The sequence below is a fragment of the Candidatus Nanopelagicales bacterium genome (assembly GCA_030700225.1).
Classification (GTDB): Bacteria; Actinomycetota; Actinomycetes; order S36-B12.
Genome location: JAUYJT010000057.1, coordinates 1 through 15,644, shown reverse-complemented (window position 1 = coordinate 15,644; position 15,644 = coordinate 1). Strand labels below are relative to the sequence as shown.

The 15,644-nt window shown below is 66.2% G+C and carries 20 protein-coding genes; 16 read left to right on the top strand and 4 right to left on the bottom strand.

The features are described 5' to 3' along the window. Positions 1-40 precede the first annotated feature (40 nt). The 10 genes from Q8P38_08655 to Q8P38_08610 all read left to right on the top strand — a co-directional run bounded on the left by Q8P38_08655 (position 41) and on the right by Q8P38_08610 (position 8,089). Positions 41-460: a holo-ACP synthase gene (locus Q8P38_08655; protein MDP4014668.1), complete on the top strand. Its 420-nt coding sequence runs from the start codon at positions 41-43 to the stop codon at positions 458-460. A 9-nt stretch (positions 461-469) separates the two neighbouring features. Then, complete coding sequence (locus Q8P38_08650; GenBank protein ID MDP4014667.1) at positions 470-1,993, top strand: NAD(P)H-hydrate dehydratase; 1,524 nt, start codon at positions 470-472, stop codon at positions 1,991-1,993. Between the two features lie 40 nt (positions 1,994-2,033). Continuing rightward, positions 2,034-3,167, top strand: a complete 1,134-nt coding sequence (gene alr / locus Q8P38_08645) for an alanine racemase (protein MDP4014666.1) — start codon at positions 2,034-2,036, stop codon at positions 3,165-3,167. After that, complete coding sequence (locus tag Q8P38_08640; GenBank protein MDP4014665.1) at positions 3,164-4,240, top strand: alpha/beta hydrolase; 1,077 nt, start codon at positions 3,164-3,166, stop codon at positions 4,238-4,240. The genes alr and Q8P38_08640 overlap by 4 nt, the downstream gene beginning before the upstream one ends. After that, positions 4,237-4,749 carry a tRNA (adenosine(37)-N6)-threonylcarbamoyltransferase complex ATPase subunit type 1 TsaE gene (gene tsaE / locus Q8P38_08635; protein ID MDP4014664.1) on the top strand — a complete coding sequence of 171 codons (513 nt, stop codon included), beginning with the start codon at positions 4,237-4,239 and terminating at the stop codon, positions 4,747-4,749. Before Q8P38_08640 ends, tsaE begins: the two co-directional genes overlap by 4 nt. Beyond that, a complete protein-coding gene (gene tsaB / locus Q8P38_08630; protein MDP4014663.1) occupies positions 4,746-5,390 on the top strand; it encodes a tRNA (adenosine(37)-N6)-threonylcarbamoyltransferase complex dimerization subunit type 1 TsaB in 645 nt (214 codons plus the stop codon). The genes tsaE and tsaB overlap by 4 nt, the downstream gene beginning before the upstream one ends. Continuing rightward, positions 5,390-5,863 carry a ribosomal protein S18-alanine N-acetyltransferase gene (rimI, locus tag Q8P38_08625; protein MDP4014662.1) on the top strand — a complete coding sequence of 158 codons (474 nt, stop codon included), beginning with the start codon at positions 5,390-5,392 and terminating at the stop codon, positions 5,861-5,863. Before tsaB ends, rimI begins: the two co-directional genes overlap by 1 nt. Continuing rightward, positions 5,856-6,899: a tRNA (adenosine(37)-N6)-threonylcarbamoyltransferase complex transferase subunit TsaD gene (gene tsaD / locus Q8P38_08620; GenBank protein MDP4014661.1), complete on the top strand. Its 1,044-nt coding sequence runs from the start codon at positions 5,856-5,858 to the stop codon at positions 6,897-6,899. The genes rimI and tsaD overlap by 8 nt, the downstream gene beginning before the upstream one ends. A 65-nt stretch (positions 6,900-6,964) precedes the next feature. Then, positions 6,965-7,468 carry a hypothetical protein gene (locus Q8P38_08615; GenBank protein ID MDP4014660.1) on the top strand — a complete coding sequence of 168 codons (504 nt, stop codon included), beginning with the start codon at positions 6,965-6,967 and terminating at the stop codon, positions 7,466-7,468. Between the two features lie 108 nt (positions 7,469-7,576). Continuing rightward, a complete protein-coding gene (locus tag Q8P38_08610) occupies positions 7,577-8,089 on the top strand; it encodes a helix-turn-helix domain-containing protein (protein MDP4014659.1) in 513 nt (170 codons plus the stop codon). 5 nt (positions 8,090-8,094) lie between these two features. On the opposite strand, the gene Q8P38_08605 is transcribed toward Q8P38_08610, so the two are convergent. Next, positions 8,095-8,349: a hypothetical protein gene (locus tag Q8P38_08605; protein MDP4014658.1), complete on the bottom strand. Its 255-nt coding sequence runs from the start codon at positions 8,347-8,349 to the stop codon at positions 8,095-8,097. Between the two features lie 585 nt (positions 8,350-8,934). Here Q8P38_08605 and Q8P38_08600 point away from each other — a divergent pair. The 5 genes from Q8P38_08600 (at position 8,935) to Q8P38_08580 (ending at position 11,791) form a co-directional block, all read left to right on the top strand. Further along, the gene (locus tag Q8P38_08600) at positions 8,935-9,537 is read left to right on the top strand and encodes a hypothetical protein (protein MDP4014657.1); all 603 of its coding nucleotides are present in this window, start codon (positions 8,935-8,937) and stop codon (positions 9,535-9,537) included. A 5-nt stretch (positions 9,538-9,542) separates the two neighbouring features. Continuing rightward, positions 9,543-9,833: a hypothetical protein gene (locus Q8P38_08595; protein ID MDP4014656.1), complete on the top strand. Its 291-nt coding sequence runs from the start codon at positions 9,543-9,545 to the stop codon at positions 9,831-9,833. Positions 9,834-10,676: 843 nt separating this feature from the next. Next, positions 10,677-10,904, top strand: a complete 228-nt coding sequence (locus Q8P38_08590; protein ID MDP4014655.1) for a type II toxin-antitoxin system VapB family antitoxin — start codon at positions 10,677-10,679, stop codon at positions 10,902-10,904. Then, positions 10,901-11,347, top strand: a complete 447-nt coding sequence (locus tag Q8P38_08585; protein ID MDP4014654.1) for a hypothetical protein — start codon at positions 10,901-10,903, stop codon at positions 11,345-11,347. The genes Q8P38_08590 and Q8P38_08585 overlap by 4 nt, the downstream gene beginning before the upstream one ends. Positions 11,348-11,524: 177 nt before the next feature. Beyond that, the gene (locus Q8P38_08580) at positions 11,525-11,791 is read left to right on the top strand and encodes a hypothetical protein (GenBank protein MDP4014653.1); all 267 of its coding nucleotides are present in this window, start codon (positions 11,525-11,527) and stop codon (positions 11,789-11,791) included. Here Q8P38_08580 and Q8P38_08575 read toward each other — a convergent pair. Continuing rightward, the gene (locus tag Q8P38_08575; GenBank protein MDP4014652.1) at positions 11,781-13,961 is read right to left on the bottom strand and encodes a trehalase family glycosidase; all 2,181 of its coding nucleotides are present in this window, start codon (positions 13,959-13,961) and stop codon (positions 11,781-11,783) included. The genes Q8P38_08580 and Q8P38_08575 overlap by 11 nt on opposite strands. 119 nt (positions 13,962-14,080) lie before the next feature. Between Q8P38_08575 and Q8P38_08570 the strand changes: the two genes are divergently transcribed. Further along, positions 14,081-15,004 carry an alpha/beta hydrolase gene (locus tag Q8P38_08570; GenBank protein MDP4014651.1) on the top strand — a complete coding sequence of 308 codons (924 nt, stop codon included), beginning with the start codon at positions 14,081-14,083 and terminating at the stop codon, positions 15,002-15,004. A gap of 138 nt (positions 15,005-15,142) precedes the next feature. On the opposite strand, the gene Q8P38_08565 is transcribed toward Q8P38_08570, so the two are convergent. After that, positions 15,143-15,295 (bottom strand): hypothetical protein, encoded by a 153-nt coding sequence (locus tag Q8P38_08565; GenBank protein MDP4014650.1) that lies wholly within the window; start codon positions 15,293-15,295, stop codon positions 15,143-15,145. 160 nt (positions 15,296-15,455) lie between these two features. Continuing rightward, complete coding sequence (locus Q8P38_08560) at positions 15,456-15,593, bottom strand: hypothetical protein (GenBank protein MDP4014649.1); 138 nt, start codon at positions 15,591-15,593, stop codon at positions 15,456-15,458. Positions 15,594-15,644 lie beyond the last annotated feature (51 nt).

Here is a 15,644-nt window from a genome sequence, read left to right as displayed (position 1 = left end):
CGTTGAGCGTTCCAGGGGTTCGCCGTGCGACGCTTGATCCGTGATTGTGGGCATTGGTGTGGATGTGGTCAACATCCCGATGTTCGACGCCACGATCCATCGCGCTCCGGGATTCGCCGAGATGCTGTTCACGGCCAAGGAGAGGATTGATGAGGGCGGAGGCCCACGTAGCTCCACATCACTCGCTGCCCGCTATGCGGCGAAGCAGGCGCTGGCGAAGGCACTGGGCGTGCCGTCAGGATTGAGATGGCACGACTGCGAGGTGATGAGTGAGCCGGACGGCCGCCCATATCTGAGCCTGCGAGGTGGAGTCCTGGCGGCCGCGAGGGATCTGGGGGCACGCTCGTGGCACTTGTCGCTGGCTACCGAGGCAGATGTTGCGGTCGCCTACGTGATAGCCGAAGGAATCGTTTCCCTGGAGGGAGTCGAAACTCCTCGAGCCATCCGTGAATCCGCGTAGGTTTCTCCCGTGAGACGCGCCTACGACGTGGAGTCGGTCCGGGTCGCCGAGTCCGAGACGATCAAGCTGGTTTCAGCTGACACGCTCATGCAGCGGGCCGCGCGCGCGTTGCAGCGCACGGTTTTCTCGATACTGAGGGAGAACCGGGGTGCCGTAGCCGGCTCCCGAGTCGTACTGATCGTCGGTTCGGGCAACAACGGCGGAGACGCGTTGTTCTGTGGGGCTTTGCTTGCCCGCAGGGGCGTGGTCGTCAACGCTATCGCCCTGAGTGACGAGATCCATCCCGCTGCCGCTCGGGCGTTGGCAAGGCAGGGCGGGCGGATCCGGGGAGCTGGCTCGGAAGGTGAAGTCGCCGCTGCCACGTCACTGGTCAGAGCGGCTGACGTGATCCTTGACGGCATCGTCGGGATCGGAGGGCGGGGGGCACTGCGGGAACCCGCGGCGACTCTGGCCCGGGCAGCCGCCGCCTCCAACGCTCTGCGTGTAGCCGTGGACATCCCAAGCGGTGTCGATCCGGATACCGGGGCTGTCGCGGATCGCGACGCGGTGTTCACCGCCGACGTCACAGTGACCTTCGGGTGCCTGAAGCCGGGCCTTGTCCTGCCGCCCGGACGCGAACGGGCGGGCATGGTCGAGGTCGCTGACATCGGCATTCAGCGACAGCTCGCCTCGTTGCCCAGCGTTCGCCTGTTGGAACACGGTGATGTGACGCCATACGTCGCTGCGCCGCGCGAGGAGGACCACAAGTACACCCACGGCGTCGCTGGGATAGTGGCCGGGTCGTCGCAGTACCCCGGCGCCTGCCACTTGGTCGTCGGGGGCGCCCGCCACTCCGGTGTAGGCATGGTGCGGGTGTTCGATCGGGGCGATGGCGTCGCCGACGCGGTCATCTCACGGTTTCCCGACGTGGTCGCGATCAGGGGGTCCGAGCCGCCGGGCGCCGACTCGCGGGTGTCTGCCTGGGCGATTGGACCCGGTGCCGGGACAGGGCCGGAAACCGCGGAGCTGGTCGAGTCTCTGTTGTACTCCGACCTGCCTGTTGTCATAGACGCGGACGCGCTCACGATTGTCGCCCGGCGGGAGGATTTGCGGCGCAGGATCTCGGATAGGCCGGTGCCCACAGTGCTGACACCGCACGAGGGCGAGTTCGCCCGGCTCGGTTTCGATCTGTCGGCCAGCCGCGTCGAAGCGGCCAAGCAGGCGGCGGCGGCGCTGGGCGCGATCGTGCTCCTGAAGGGCGCGGGGACCGTGATCGCTGGTCCGACTGGGGCTGTCTACGTGGACCCAGTCGGGCCACCAGACTTGGCGACCGCCGGTACCGGCGACGTCCTGTCGGGCCTGATCGCTGGCATTCTCGCGAGGGATCACCACCTTCCAAGTGATCCGCTCAGACAGGTCGCCGCAGCGGTGTATCTGCACGGGCTGGCGGCGCGGCTTGCTGTGGCGAGCGGAAGGCCACTGACGGCCTGGGACTTGGTCCAGGCGGTGCCAGACACGGTCGCACAACTGCGAAACACAGACCGCAACCGCTGAGTTCCGTGCGCGCGCCGCTTCTAGTGGCGAGAATGGCTATGTGGAACGGGCAGCGGCGTGGATCGATCTGGGCGCACTCGCCCGGAATATCGGGCTGCTGCGGGCCAAAGCTGGCGGCGCGGCGTTCATGGCCGTTGTGAAAGCTGATGGGTACGGGCACGGGATGATCCCCGTTGCGCGGACGGCTCGGGATGCGGGGGCGGAGTTCCTGGGGGTGGCTCTGCCTTCGGAGGCTTGGCATCTGCGAGCGGTTGGTGACCGGGGGCGCCTGATGGCTTGGCTCTACCCGCCGTCGGAGGACTTGCGGCCTTGCGTCGCGACCGATGTGGAGCTTGGCGTGTCATCTACCGGCATGCTCGATCAGGTCGCGCGCGCCGGCGCTGGGGAGCTCAAGCGGGCGCGCGTCCACCTGAAGGTCGACACGGGCCTTGGCCGAAACGGTTGCGCTATGCCCGACTGGCCGGACCTGGTGGCCGCCGCGGTCAGGTCGCGGGAGGCGGGGCGGATCGAGGTCGTTGGGATCTGGAGTCATCTTGCGTGCGGTGAGACCCCCGGATCGCCAGTAACCGCGGATCAGGTAGCGACGTTCGCCGAGGCCCTGGACGTCGCGGCAGAACTTGGCGTCAAGCCGGAACTGCGGCATCTGGCGAACACCGGTGGGGTGCTGTGCGCGCCTGCCACGCATTTCGATCTGGTGCGCTGCGGCATCGGGATCTACGGGCTTAGCCCCGGGCCGGGGCAGCTGGGAACCGGTCCGGAGCTAGGCCTTGAGCCGGTCATGAGCGTCACGGCCGCCGTGGCACTAGTGAAGGAAGTCCCGGCCGGCCAGGGAATCTCCTACGGCCATCTGTACCACACATCTGGCCCGACACGGCTGGCTCTGGTCCCGGTCGGATACGCCGACGGGGTTCCGCGCGCTGGGTCGGGCGTGCTGCCGGTGGCGCTGAACGGTCGAAGGTTCACAGTGGCTGGCGCGGTGGCGATGGACCAGGTTGTACTCGACGTTGGGGACCTGCCCGTTGCGGCCGGAGACCAAGTGTCGCTGTTCGGCCCTGGGGCGGACGAAGCGCCGACCGCGGACGATTGGGCCGAAGCCTGCGGCACGATCAACTACGAGATCGTCACCAGGCTGGGCAGCCGCATCCCCCGGCGCTACCGCGAGGGCTCCAGATGAGCAACCGGCGCGGCGGGCGGCGAAGCGGGATGGTCAAGGGCCTGGTCGCGGCGGGCATGGCCGTCGCGGGCGCCGCTGCTGGGGCGATGCTGGAGAAGACCGTCGTGGGTCGCGCATTCCGCTACGACCCCTATCGAGGCGAGGACTTCGGCGGATTGCGCGGGCAGAGGCACGTGCTCGAAGCCGGGGACGGCACCGAGCTCCATGTGGAAGTCGACGAGCCGGATCGCCCGATCGACGCACTGACTGTCGTGTTCTCGCACGGTTTCGCGCTGAACCTGGACTCCTGGCACTACCAGCGCCGAGACCTCAGGTCGGTGGCCAGGCTCGTTTTCTGGGACCATCGCTCACACGGGCGCAGCGGCCGGGCGGCGGCCGAGACGCACAACATCGATCAGCTCGGACACGATCTGCGCTTGATCCTTGAGCGGTTCGCGCCAGACGGCCCAGTGATTCTGGTTGGTCACTCCATGGGCGGCATGACGATCATGGCGCTGGCGGGCCAGGCGCCCGAGCTGTTCGGAACGAAGGTCCTGGGCGTCGCGCTGATATCGACCAGTCCCGGACGGATGAGGGAAGTGCCGCTTGGGCTGCCCGCGCCCGCAGCGGAGATGGTCCACCAGCGCACGGCACACCTGGCGTCGATCATGTCGGCGCGCAAGGAATTCATTGATCGGAATAGGGCGCGGGCCAGCGACCTGACGTACCTGCTGACGAAGCTCTACTGCTTCGGCGGGGAGCCGTCGCGGTCGCAGACCCGGTTCATCGCGGACATGCTCATCGGCACACCGATCGACGTGATCGCGGAGTTCATCCCCGGCTTCGATGAGCACGACAAGTACGAGGCCCTCTCGGCCCTGCAGGGCGTGGAGACCCTGGTCATGGTTGGCGATTCGGACCTGCTAACACCTCACGGGCACAGCCACGAAATCGTCCGCAACGTGCCCGGCGCCGAGCTTGTCATCCTCCCGCAAACCGGCCACATGATCATCACCGAGCGGTACGCCGAGGTGAACATGCACCTGCGCGAGCTGATTTCGCTCGTGCGCGCCGAGCGGCGAGCGGAACAGTGAACGCCGAGGCTACCGGGTCGTTCGAATTGGCGGTTGGTAGTGCCGGGGAGATGGTTGAGCTTGGCCGCGCGTTGTCACGGTCGCTGGGAGCGGGCGACGTGGTCTGCCTGGATGGTCCGCTTGGCGCTGGCAAGACGACGCTGACGCGTGGGATCGGCGAGGGATTGGGCATCGAGCGGGGAATCGCGAGCCCGACTTTCGTGCTCGCGCGCCTCCACCCCGGGCCGTCGGTTGACCTGTTGCACTGCGACGCTTACCGGGTGTCCGATCCGGTTGCCTTCGACGACCTGGACCTGGACATCGCCGACGTGATCACGGTCATCGAATGGGGCGGACCGGTTATCGAGGCGGTGGCGGATTCCTGGCTTCAGGTCGCGATCGACCGACCCGAGGGGGAGTCCGGTGACGTGCGCCGCGTCGCGGTCAGCGGGCACGGCGAACGGTGGACCCCGGCCGCGCTGCATGAACTGTCTTCCGCGCTGGGTGCGGCCGGAGCGGAGCGCCCGTGATACTCGCCATCGACACCTCGGGGTCTCTCGCTGCGGTAGCAGTTCATGACGGCTCCGAGGTCGTGTTCGCCGGATCCGGTACGCGGGTTCGCGCCCATGGCGAGGAACTCGGGCCGTTGCTGGCCGAGGCCATGTCAGGCAGGACCCGAAGGTTCACTCACGTCGTCGTCGGGCGTGGACCGGGGCTGTACACCGGCCTGCGGGTCGGCTTGGCCGCCGCGTCGAGCATCGGCTGGGCTCTGGACCTGCCGGTCTTGGGGTTCTGTTCGCTGGACGTTCTGGCTGACCAGTTCGACGGAGGGCTCGGGGGTTGCGCTGTCGTAGTGGACGCGCGGCGCCGGGAGCTGTTCTGGGCGCGCTATGCCGACGGGCGTCGGATCAGCGGCCCCGATGTCGGCAAGGCCGACGAAGTGCGTGCGGAGATTGGTGCGGGTGTTCCGGTGTACGGAGACACGGGGTTGCTCGACGGGGTCGCGTCCGGCGAGCGTGGATCGGTGAGGATAGACCCTGGGGCGCTCGGACGGTTCGCCGCGCAGCTCGTCGCGTTGGGCCGGGGGGAGCCGCCGGTGCCGATCTACCTGCGCAGCCCGGACGTTACAGCGTCGGCGGGTGCGAAGTCAGCTCTTCCGGGGGGCTCGTGATGGTCCGGCCGCTGACGGGTGATGACGTACCCGACGTCGCCGCCATGGAGAAGGACCTGTTCGGCGGTGAGGCGTGGACCGCGGAGCAGATCGAGGACGAGCTGGCGCGCGTGCCGGAGACACGCTGGTATGCGGGCGCCGAATCGGGCGGGCGGCTTGTCGGCTACGTCGGTCTGTTCCTGTCGCCGCCGGACGCGGACGTGCAGACCATCGCTGTGGACCGGTCAAGCCAGGGCCAGGGCTTGGGCCGGGCGCTCCTGGACGCCGCTGTCGACCACGCCACCGAGGTCGGTTGCATGAGGGTCCTGCTGGAAGTGCGAGCCGACAACGACGTCGCGCGAGGGCTGTATCAGTCGTCCGGATTCGTCGAGACCGGCCGTCGGCGTCGCTACTACGTCGACGGCACCGACGCGGTTGTCATGCGGCTACGGATCCCCGCCTGCGGCGCGGGCGACGGGGGTCGCGATGAGTGAACCGCTCGTGCTGGGGATCGAGACCTCGTGCGACGAGACCGGGATCGGACTCGTGGCTGGTGAGCGGCTGCTGGGCGAGGCCATCGCCAGCAGCTCCGAGGAGCACGCGCGGTTCGGCGGTGTCGTGCCGGAGGTCGCGAGCCGGGCGCACCTGGAGGCCCTCGTGCCTACGCTGGAGCGGGCGTGCGCTCGGGCGCAGGTGGTTCCCGCCGACATCGACGCGATAGCGGTAACCGCTGGGCCGGGCCTGGTCGGGGCGTTGCTCGTTGGAGTGGCTTCGGCCAAGGCGCTTGGAGCGGCGCTGGGGCGCCCGGTGTACGGGGTCAATCACCTGGCCGCCCATGTGGCGGTGGACATGCTGGAGCACGGTCCGCTGCCTGAGCCCGTGATCGCGTTGCTGGTTTCGGGCGGCCACAGCTCGCTGGTCTTGGCCGAGGACATCAGCTCCCAGATCGAGCCGCTCGGGGCGACGATCGACGACGCGGCCGGCGAGGCCTTCGACAAGGTCGGGCGGCTGCTCGGAATGCCGTTCCCTGGCGGCCCGCCGGTCGATGCCGCCGCAAGTGCCGGGGACGCGGCGGCTATCCGATTCCCGCGCGGGCTGACTTCGCCCCGTGACCTCCAGAGGCACAGGTTCGACTTCTCCTTCAGCGGACTGAAGACCGCCGTCGCGCGATGGGTGGAGCAAAGGCGGCTCGACGGGTTGGAGGTTCCCGTGGCGGATGTGGCGGCGTCGTTCCAGGAGGCCGTCGCTGACGTGCTGGTCCGCAAGGCGGTTGACGCCTGTCGGGTTCGCGGGGTCGATCATCTGATGATCGGGGGAGGGGTGGCGGCGAACTCGCGGCTGCGCGAGCTGGCCGAGGAGCGTTGCGCGGCTGCCGGGATCCGGTTGCGCGTGCCACGGCCGGATCTGTGCACGGACAACGGCGCGATGGTCGCGGCCCTGGGGTCGCTGATGGTGAGCCGCTGTCGTCAGCCGTCCGATCTCGGTTTCCCGGCGTCGTCGGGGCAGCCTCTGACCGTGCCGCTGGTGTGATCGGGTCGTCCGACTCTCGATGCGGCGTCGAACCTAGACTGGAGGAGAGACAAGGGGTGATCTTGATGAGTGATCGTATGGGTGAAGCTACGCGTGTGAAGCGCAGGGCCGTCGCTGTGATGGCGGCAGGAATCATGTCGGCGTCACTGATCGCCGTTCCAGTGGGTGCTGCGACTGGGGCGGCGGGCGGAGATAGCACTGGCAGTATCTCTGCGCTGCGGGCGTCCAGGTACTTGTACATGGTGCGGAACGTGAGCAAGAGCGGTGATATCTACCTCGGCGACTTCGCGGTGATCCGCAAGCGCGGCAAGCGCGTCGTCGGCGCCGTCGGCGCGTTCTACTCAGAAGGTCGCTGCTTGCGCGGCAAGGTTCGTCACGGGATGCTGCGTGGCAGGTACCCCGCGTATGACTACGGCGACGACCACATCGATGCGGTCAAGATGCACAAGCGCTGGAAGGGACGCGGCGCGAAGCAGCACATGGCCGGTTGGCGCAGCGTCACCGCTAGGCGCATGGCGAGGCTGTCTGGCGGCAACATTGGCAAGGGGATCGTCGCGCAGATGTGCTGATTGGGGGTCGCGGAGCCCGCCCCCACGTCGCCTGAGGGCGCATCGCGTCGTCTCTGGCACACTTGCTGGGCGCCGGGGCGCCCATATCATATATGATATGCTTTCTGGGTGGAGAAAGACCCAGGCCGACTGCTTCTGGAAGCTCGCAGACGAGCCGGTCTTAGCCAGGCGCGGCTGGCGGCGCGCGCCGCGACAACGCAAGCGATGGTTGCCCGCTATGAGTCTCGCGCCGTGAGCCCGACGGTCAGCACGCTAGAGCGACTCCTTCGCGCATGCGGACAGCAGCTCGTCGTGGACTCGCGAGCGGTTGACCATCCTGCGCTATCGGGCCCGATCGGGACCAAGGCGGTCCGACACCGACGGGATATCCGAAGGCTCGCCCGGGCTGCCGGAGCTGCGCGCGTGCGCGTGTTCGGTTCCGTCGCGCGAGGCATGGAATCGAGTGATTCCGACCTGGACCTCCTCGTGGACTTTCCGGTCCGCGAGCGCGGGCTCGTTCCTCTGGCGCGCCTGGCCGACCAAGTGTCCGAAGTCATCGGTGCGCCAGTTGACGTTGCGGCAGAGGATTCGCTGGCAGACCAAGTCGCGGAAAGGGCGTTGGCCGAGGCGGTGGAGCTGTGAGCCGGTCACCCGCGGATCGTCTCGATGACATAGTCGACGCGATCGCTCGCATTCGCGGGGCGGAAGCCGTGTTGGCGGCCGCCGAAGCCCGCGCCGATCAAGACGCCGCCCGGCGTGCGCCAATGGAATCCGGCGCCCAGAGAGGCACTCACCTTCTGTCCGCAGGCATGCACCGATACGACGCTGCTGCGAACGAACGGCAGCAAGTCGACGAAGTGATTGCTGATCGGCTGCTCGACATGTTGGGGGTCGAGGGCCATCGCCCGGCGACACAGCGCGGCCGGGCCGGCTCGGGGCGTTGGTAGTGGTACACCTGCAGGGCGCGGCCCGCTGTGATGATTGCTCCGGTGGTCACGATCGAATCCAACGCTGACACTCCGCCCAGGTCACCGACGAGCGGAATCAGCCAATGTAGTGCACATGACTCGGCAAATGTAGTGCGCACGTGTCGGTCAACGTAGCCTTGGAGCGTTGACCACTACTTCCGTCGAGTTATCGACGCGCAACTCGACCAGCTCGCGCCGGTCCTGAGCGCGATTCTGCTGGACGGTCCGAAGGGTGTCGGCAAGACCGCGACTGCGCTGCGGCGCGAGAAGCCCGTCAGACGGCTGGACCGTCCCGCCGAGCGGGCGATCGCCGAGGCCGACCCAGACACCGGCATCGAGGGCGAGCCTCCCGTGTTGCTCGACGAATGGCAACGGGCGCCGAGTGTGTGGGATGCCGTCAAGCGCGCCGTCGATTAAGACGGCAGCGGCGGACGCTTCCTCCTGACGGGGTCTGCCCCCGGGGTCGGCACGCCCACCCACTCCGGGGCCGGGCGGATCACCACTCTGCGAATGAGGCCGATGACGCTGCCCGAGCGCGGTCTGAGCGTTCCGAGCGTCAGCCTCAGCCAACTTCTCACAAATCCGACCACCGCCGTGTCCGGCCACTCGTCAATGCGTCTCGTCGACTACGTCGACGCGATCCTGGCATCCGGGTTTCCAGGCTTCCTCGGACTTCCGAAGGTCGCATTGCCGATCCAGCTCGACGGATACATTGACCGGATCGTGGAAAGGGACGTTCCCGAAGCTGGCTTGGCGGTTCGCCGACCCGCGACGCTTCGAGCCTGGCTGGCCGCCTATGCGGCTGCGACTGCCACAACTACCCAGTGGGAGAAGATACGCAACGCCGCGACGCCGGGTCACGGGCAGAAGCCGGCACGTAGCACCGTCGACCCCTATATCGACGTCCTAAGGAACCTGCGCATCATCGATGAGCTTCCGGCCTGGGTTCCTTCCTACAACCACTTGCGCCAGTTGGGCATGGCGGCCAAACATCACCTAGCCGATCCGGCGCTCGCAGCCCGACTCATCGGCGTCGGGCGCGCACAGCTCATTGCCGGTCTGGGGGAGAGGAGTGGGTCAGCCGTGACGGACCATTCCTCGGCGCCCTCTTCGAGTCGCTAACCGCCATGAGCGTTCGAGTATTCGCCCAGGCGTGCCAGGCGCGCGCTTCCCACCTGCGCACCAGAGACGGTCGCAACGAGGTCGACATCATCATCGAATCCGACAACCATGCCATTGCCGCGATCGAGGTCAAGCTCTCCGCCGCCATCACCGACGCCGACGTGAGGCACCTGCACTGGCTGCGCCAGCGGCTGGGAACACAACTAGTCAACCCTGTCGTCATAAACACCGGGCCGAGAGCGTACCGGCGCACAGACGGGGTCGCGGTTGTCCCGCTGGCCTTACTCGGGCAGTGAGTGCCCCCCGATCCGAGTTGAGGGTCCAGCGCCACCGCTGTGTGTGCGTCTGCCCCTCCCAAGTCCGGGATGCTGTCCCCACTGATGAGTATCGGGACGCGAGCCTGAGTAGTGCACCACCTGCATCAGACCATCCACGAGCGCCCGGTCGGTGACGGTGGCGTCAGACACCGAGTTCTCGAGCCAGGGGCCAGCCAGGATCGATATCCGCGCCGCTGGGGACCGCCGCCCCGGCGTCGCAAGTGCCCGATCGCCCCCCGCTTGCTCAGTTCGTCCGAAGTAGGAACCTGCCTCAGCGGGACTCGGCGAGGCCTAGGAATTCCTCGAGAGACCCGTCATCTTTCTCTGGGAGCTCCACCACGTTGTTCCGGCCGTGGGTCCAGTTGCCGTTCCGAGGGGGCAGTGAGTAGCCGACCACACCTCCCCAGTTCCATTCGGCAACCCACGATGCCCCGACGCCCTCGAGGGGATGCTCTTGCACATGCGTTGACTCTTCCGGGGAGCAGTCTGGGATGGAAGTCCAGGGCCAAGCTCCAGCAAGTGTTGAGCGACGCTCTGTCTGACCGTGTGAGGGGTTGTTGGCGTCGTTGGGGGTGACCGACCCGGGACATCACCACCCAACGCGACGCCACCATGATCAGCGAGCGTGTCCGACAACACCCGGCCTTGAGGTCCGAGTACTCGTGCCGGGCGAGCAGGACGATGGCTCCATGACGAACCTCATCAGACCCGTCCCGGAGTGGAAGCGATAGAGGAACTCCAGGTCAGGGCGGTACTCCCCTCGCTCGCGAGAAGCGGTATATACTAGAACCTTGGGGACGATATATCCAAGGAGGCTCGATCATGGCGAAGACCTTGGTTGACATAGACGAGACGGCCCTGGCCGGGGTGCAGAGACTGCTGGGTGGCGTGACCAAGAAGCAGGCCGTCAACGTGGCATTGAACGACCGACTGGCAGCAGAGCGAGCCAGGAAGGCGCTTCACGAACTTCTAGACACCATCGTGAACCAAGACGTGTCCATGTTCGACGACCCGGACGCCATCCGGGGCCTTCGGGGGAAGCACGGGTGAGTCAGTCGCACCAACTCTTCATGGTCGACACCAGTCTGTACGCAGGAGTTCGCCGTAGCCCGGCCATACGAGCCGTCGTGGAGGCGTTCAACAACGCGTGGCAACCAGCTACCTGTGTTCCTCTCGCGCTGGAGCTGTTGCACACCACCCAGACTTACCGGCAGTTCCAGCGAGTAACCGCTCTTGTCTCTTCCATGGAGAACTTGGGGAGTGACGGGGTGGACCAGCTGGCCCGTCAGCTGCAGCTAGGTCTGTGGAGGTCTCATCGGGCCCGCGCTGCTGGACCAGTGGACATCCTTGTTTCCGCCTACGCCATAGCGCATGACGCTGTCATCCTGCACCACGACTACGACTACGGCCACGTGCACAAGGTGGACAGCCGACTGGGTCAGCTCTACATTCACGACGACGGCCGACTGGAGGGTAGCCACGGTGCCGCTTGAGAAGGTTGCCCGAGCCTGAGCATCCACGACGCTGACGACGCTGACGAGAAGTTCTACGACGGCGTCGGCGCTGCTCTCGTGAGGGCTTTTCGAACCGGTAGCAGCCGCGTTGTGTGCCTATGGCGTGTCGACAAGAATCCCGTGTGTCTGCGCGGTGGCACGGCGACGGAGCTGAGGATGAGGAACCCAGTGTGGGCTTGGAGAGTCGGCCCGCAGTCCCCAAAGCTCGGTTTCACTGGGTCCGCCGAGATGCCCCACGAGCTGGAGGCGGTTCTCAGTCGGGATGATCCGCCGCTCAAGCAGTCGCATGCAAAGCTGGCGCCCGCATGCCCCGGCGGCGCCGACCACGGCAACATCCACGTCGTCCTCCACAACTTGGTCGGTGTCAACTCAGCAGACGCAACCTACGCGGAACCGGCCCGCGATGAGACTGTCAACGCCTAGATCGGCTCAGCGAGTCCACGTAGACCCCGTTGGTCCAGCCGAATCCGACCTGGGGCTTGCTGTACCCACTGGTCACCTGGACCTGCTCGGCCGGGTTGGTGGCCGAGTACTTCTCGATGATCGTGCCCGTGGCGGCGAATCCGATCTCCACCGCCGAAGTCCAGCCGTTGTCGACGGCCGCGGTCAGGTCAGGCCGACCGGCACGGTCGAGTCCAATCGCCGCGAAGTACTGGACCGGGGCCCAGCCGTTGGAGAAGTCCCACTGATTTCCGGTGAGCTTCAGACTCGTGGGGATTCCGAAGTTCGTATCGCTGACCAGCGGCACTGGCGCCTGGGCCACCGTGGTGAAACGGTCTGTGCATGAGCCGGGGTCGCTGGGATCGGACAGCTCGCACGTGGAGATCTGGCCGTTCCGCTTCACGCGCTTTGGCGTGATCTTGCCGTCCTTGCCATACAGGTAGAACACCTGGTCCTGGCTGACCTCCCCCGCCGTCGTGGCTGTGCGCACGATGTCAGCGATGCGACCTTCATCGGTGACGGCTTGCGCCCACAGAGGATAGAAAGTCGTCCCGTACAGATAGGGGTCGGGCTGGGCCTGGGCGTCCTCGCGGATCCACGCGTCGGAGTAGTAGGAGCCGGGACCGTCGGTGGTCTGGCGCCACATCAGTTTGTCCATCGCGGAGACATAGCCGTCCAGCTCCCGCTGCGCGACGATCGGCGGACGCCCGGCGATAGTGGCCATCTCGTTGATGTCCTTGGCCATCTGGAACAGCAACGTGTGCAGGTCGACCGGAGCGAAATCCGCCGCGTGCTGCCCGACTTCCCCGTAGCGGCCGGACAGGTCGTAGCCCGACGCTCTGACCGACCGGTCCGCCAGGTAGAAGTCCTGGGTCAAGTGGAATCTCGGATCACCGGCGCCGACGTCATAGAACCGCTTGTGCGGGTTGGCTTTCGGATTCGCCGCGAAGTACGCGGCGACCTGCCTGTAGTAGTTGGCATTGCCAGGCACTTGGCTGCGAACGATCTCGGGGACCGGGCCCACACCGTCGGGGTGATACGAGAACAGCTTGTGGCCGTCCTTGCGCGCGACGCGAGGGTTCGTCCTTGCGCCGAACGTAGTGGTCCGCGGATCGGTGAAGTAGTCGTAGTACTTCCTAGCACTCGGCAGGATCTCTTTCTTGATCCACTGGCCGTAGCTGGTCGGCGCCCGGATACCCAGGAACGGCGCCAGGGTCTCCTGGCCCTGATACGGAACGAGATCGGTGTGCTGCTCGGCGAAGCGGTAGATCAACAGCGACTCCGCGGCCAAGAGCGGAGGCTGGGACCGGGTCAAGTAGTAGATGCGGTTGCCGTTTGGGACGAAGCCGGCATAGAAGTCGACCATGAACGCCTGGTTGTCGGCCATCCCCTTGGCGATCGTGAACAGTCGCTTGGCCAGCGCCCGCGCCGTAGGGGGATCTAGTTGCACCATGCGGCTGTCCGTTGGGCTCCAGTACTGCCCTTCGGGATGGTCCAGGACGTACTCCGCCGACCGCAGCAATCCGGCGATGATGAAGTAGGAGTCCCAGCCGTACTGCTCGTTGAAGATCCCACCCGGGGTCACATAGGAGTTAGGGACGTAAAGCAGGCCGGCTTGGTTGTAGATCGACTTCGGGTTAGCCGACGGCACGGGCAGAGGGTTGGGCAGCTTCTTCAGGACAACCTGGTCGGCCAGCTTCGCGTCCCCGTCCAGCATCTTGCTCAAGTCCTTGCCCGCCGCGCTCAGGCCCGCTGAGTAGTAGATGGGCCACTTGCCATCGGCGGGCTTCTTGACCAACCAGTCTTCGGCCGCGGCGGCCAGTTCGTCGTGTGGCCTGAGCAGACCTGCCGGATCGACCCATAGGCCGTTGATGTAGGGCATGACGCACTCGTCCTGGAACTGGCTGCGCGACAGTGAGTCAGCCCCCCCGACGCAGGCGGCGAGGTTGGGTGGCATGTCGGCCGCGCGCTTGATCACGATGTCGCGGCCGTCGGCGCCGACGAGTCCGTTGATTGTCACATCATCGCTGTTCGTGGTTCCGCCGGACGAACAGGCACCCAGGGCGAGAGCCAGGGACGCTAGCAGTCCGGTGAGCGTCGTGACGGTTCGTCGGCGTACACGATTCTGATCCGTGGGGACGGCCAGTGACATGGGCGCCAGGCTACCGGCCGGACTGCCCCGGATGGCCCATCGGCGGGCCGACCGTCCAGGCATCACAGTCGAGTTCTGGGCATGATGGCATGACAGGAACCCGACTGCAGGAGAGCGACATGAGCGAACATGAGGAGCTGCTGCCTGGAATCACAATCGAACCCAAGGTCATCCAGACCGCTCTGGGCCCGGTTGAATACGACCTGAGCCCTGGGGACGGACCTGTGATCCTGTGCTCTCACGGCGGGCTCGGTGGCGTGGACCAGGCCCGGCTGATGCTGGATTGGCTTGACCCTGCTGAGTACAGGCTGCTGTCTGTGTCGCGTCCGGGATATCTGGGCACCCCGTTGGAAAGCGGCGCTGGAATAGAGGATCAGGCCGACCTGTTCGCCGCTTTGCTGGACGTCCTCAATGTTGATCGGGTGGCGGTGGTCTCCGCGTCGGCTGGTGGTCCGCCCGGCTACATGTTCGCGGTCCGTCACCCGGACAGGGTGTGGGCTATGGTGGCGATCGACGCTGTGAGCGGTTTCTACGACATGCCCGAGACCGCAGGCGCGATCTCCCAGGCCATCTTCACGACATCGTCGGGGCAGCGACTGCTCAAGGTGATTGGGGAGAAGAAACCCGAGTGGTTCCTCCAGGAGATCTTCAAGTCAGAGGGGTACTTCACCAAGGATCAGATCAAGGCCCACATTGAGCGCGCGCTCAGATCTCCGCAGGCTGTTGAGTTCGTGCGGGCGTTCATGAACACGATGAGTCCTTACGGTCCTCGCAAGGCAGGGACTGAGAACGACATGGCGCTCTTTCGCACACTCACCCATCTGCCGGTGGAGCAAGTCCAGTGCCCGAGCCTCATCGTCCACGGCACTCACGACGCGGACGTGAAGTTCTACGACGGCGTTTACGCCTATGAGCACATCCCCGGCGCTGAGCGGTTTTGGGTCGAGGAGGGCTCTCACCTCGGGTTCTGGCTCAGCCCTCACGCCGAGGAAGCTCAGGCGGCGGCGCGGGAGTTCCTCACCCGCCACCAGCCCGCCGTCTAACGTCGGGGACTGCGTCTCGGCTGGACGTGGCGGCGCGGCGGCGCGGGGCCAACTTGGAGGCGCACTTGCACCTGGTCCAGCCTCGGCGGCGCCAATCGAGCGCAGCCGTTCAAGAGGATCTTCGGAGGCGCTGAGGCCCTAGCTTTCTTTAGCGACTGCTTCAGAGGCCAGAAGAGCCGACGAGGCAGACGGGTCGCCCTGGCGGCGGCCGCCTTGCACGGATTGGGCTTCTTCGTCGGTGAGTGGGGCGTCTTGTGCGGTCTTGTCGTCGGTGTTGTCTTTGTCGGACATGTCTGTCTCCCGTCGTTTCGGCCGACACGATGTCAGCCAGTAGTGACTCTATGACTCCGCGTCCATGATCGCCACCGCAGCGCGCTAGCGACACCCGGTCGCGGCCTTCAACGGGATCTTCGGAGGCGCTGAGACCTTAACCTTCAGAGGCGACGACGATTCACCTGACTTCGGCGATGCGCGCCTCTGCCTCCTCCCGTCGAGTTACGGCGGCGCCGCCTTGCACGGATTGGGCTTCTTCGTCGGTCAGTGGGGCGTCTTGCGCGGTCTTGTCGTTGGTGTCTTCTTTGTCGGACATGGTTGTCTCCCGTCGTTTCGGCCGACGCGATGTCAGCCAGTAGTGACTCTA

Excerpts from the sequence above, each read along its gene's own strand:
- Q8P38_08640 (MDP4014665.1), top strand. The coding sequence starts at position 3,164 with ATGAGCAACCGGCGCGGCGGGCGGCGAAGCGGGATGGTCAAGGGCCTG.
- rimI (MDP4014662.1), top strand. The coding sequence starts at position 5,390 with ATGGTCCGGCCGCTGACGGGTGATGACGTACCCGACGTCGCCGCCATG.
- tsaD (MDP4014661.1), top strand. The coding sequence starts at position 5,856 with ATGAGTGAACCGCTCGTGCTGGGGATCGAGACCTCGTGCGACGAGACC.
- Q8P38_08615 (MDP4014660.1), top strand. The coding sequence starts at position 6,965 with ATGAGTGATCGTATGGGTGAAGCTACGCGTGTGAAGCGCAGGGCCGTC.
- Q8P38_08605 (MDP4014658.1), bottom strand. The coding sequence starts at position 8,349 with ATGGCCCTCGACCCCCAACATGTCGAGCAGCCGATCAGCAATCACTTC.
- Q8P38_08600 (MDP4014657.1), top strand. The coding sequence starts at position 8,935 with ATGACGCTGCCCGAGCGCGGTCTGAGCGTTCCGAGCGTCAGCCTCAGC.
- Q8P38_08595 (MDP4014656.1), top strand. The coding sequence starts at position 9,543 with ATGAGCGTTCGAGTATTCGCCCAGGCGTGCCAGGCGCGCGCTTCCCAC.
- Q8P38_08590 (MDP4014655.1), top strand. The coding sequence starts at position 10,677 with ATGGCGAAGACCTTGGTTGACATAGACGAGACGGCCCTGGCCGGGGTG.
- Q8P38_08580 (MDP4014653.1), top strand. The coding sequence starts at position 11,525 with ATGAGGAACCCAGTGTGGGCTTGGAGAGTCGGCCCGCAGTCCCCAAAG.
- Q8P38_08575 (MDP4014652.1), bottom strand. The coding sequence starts at position 13,961 with ATGTCACTGGCCGTCCCCACGGATCAGAATCGTGTACGCCGACGAACC.
- Q8P38_08570 (MDP4014651.1), top strand. The coding sequence starts at position 14,081 with ATGAGCGAACATGAGGAGCTGCTGCCTGGAATCACAATCGAACCCAAG.
- Q8P38_08565 (MDP4014650.1), bottom strand. The coding sequence starts at position 15,295 with ATGTCCGACAAAGACAACACCGACGACAAGACCGCACAAGACGCCCCA.
- Q8P38_08560 (MDP4014649.1), bottom strand. The coding sequence starts at position 15,593 with ATGTCCGACAAAGAAGACACCAACGACAAGACCGCGCAAGACGCCCCA.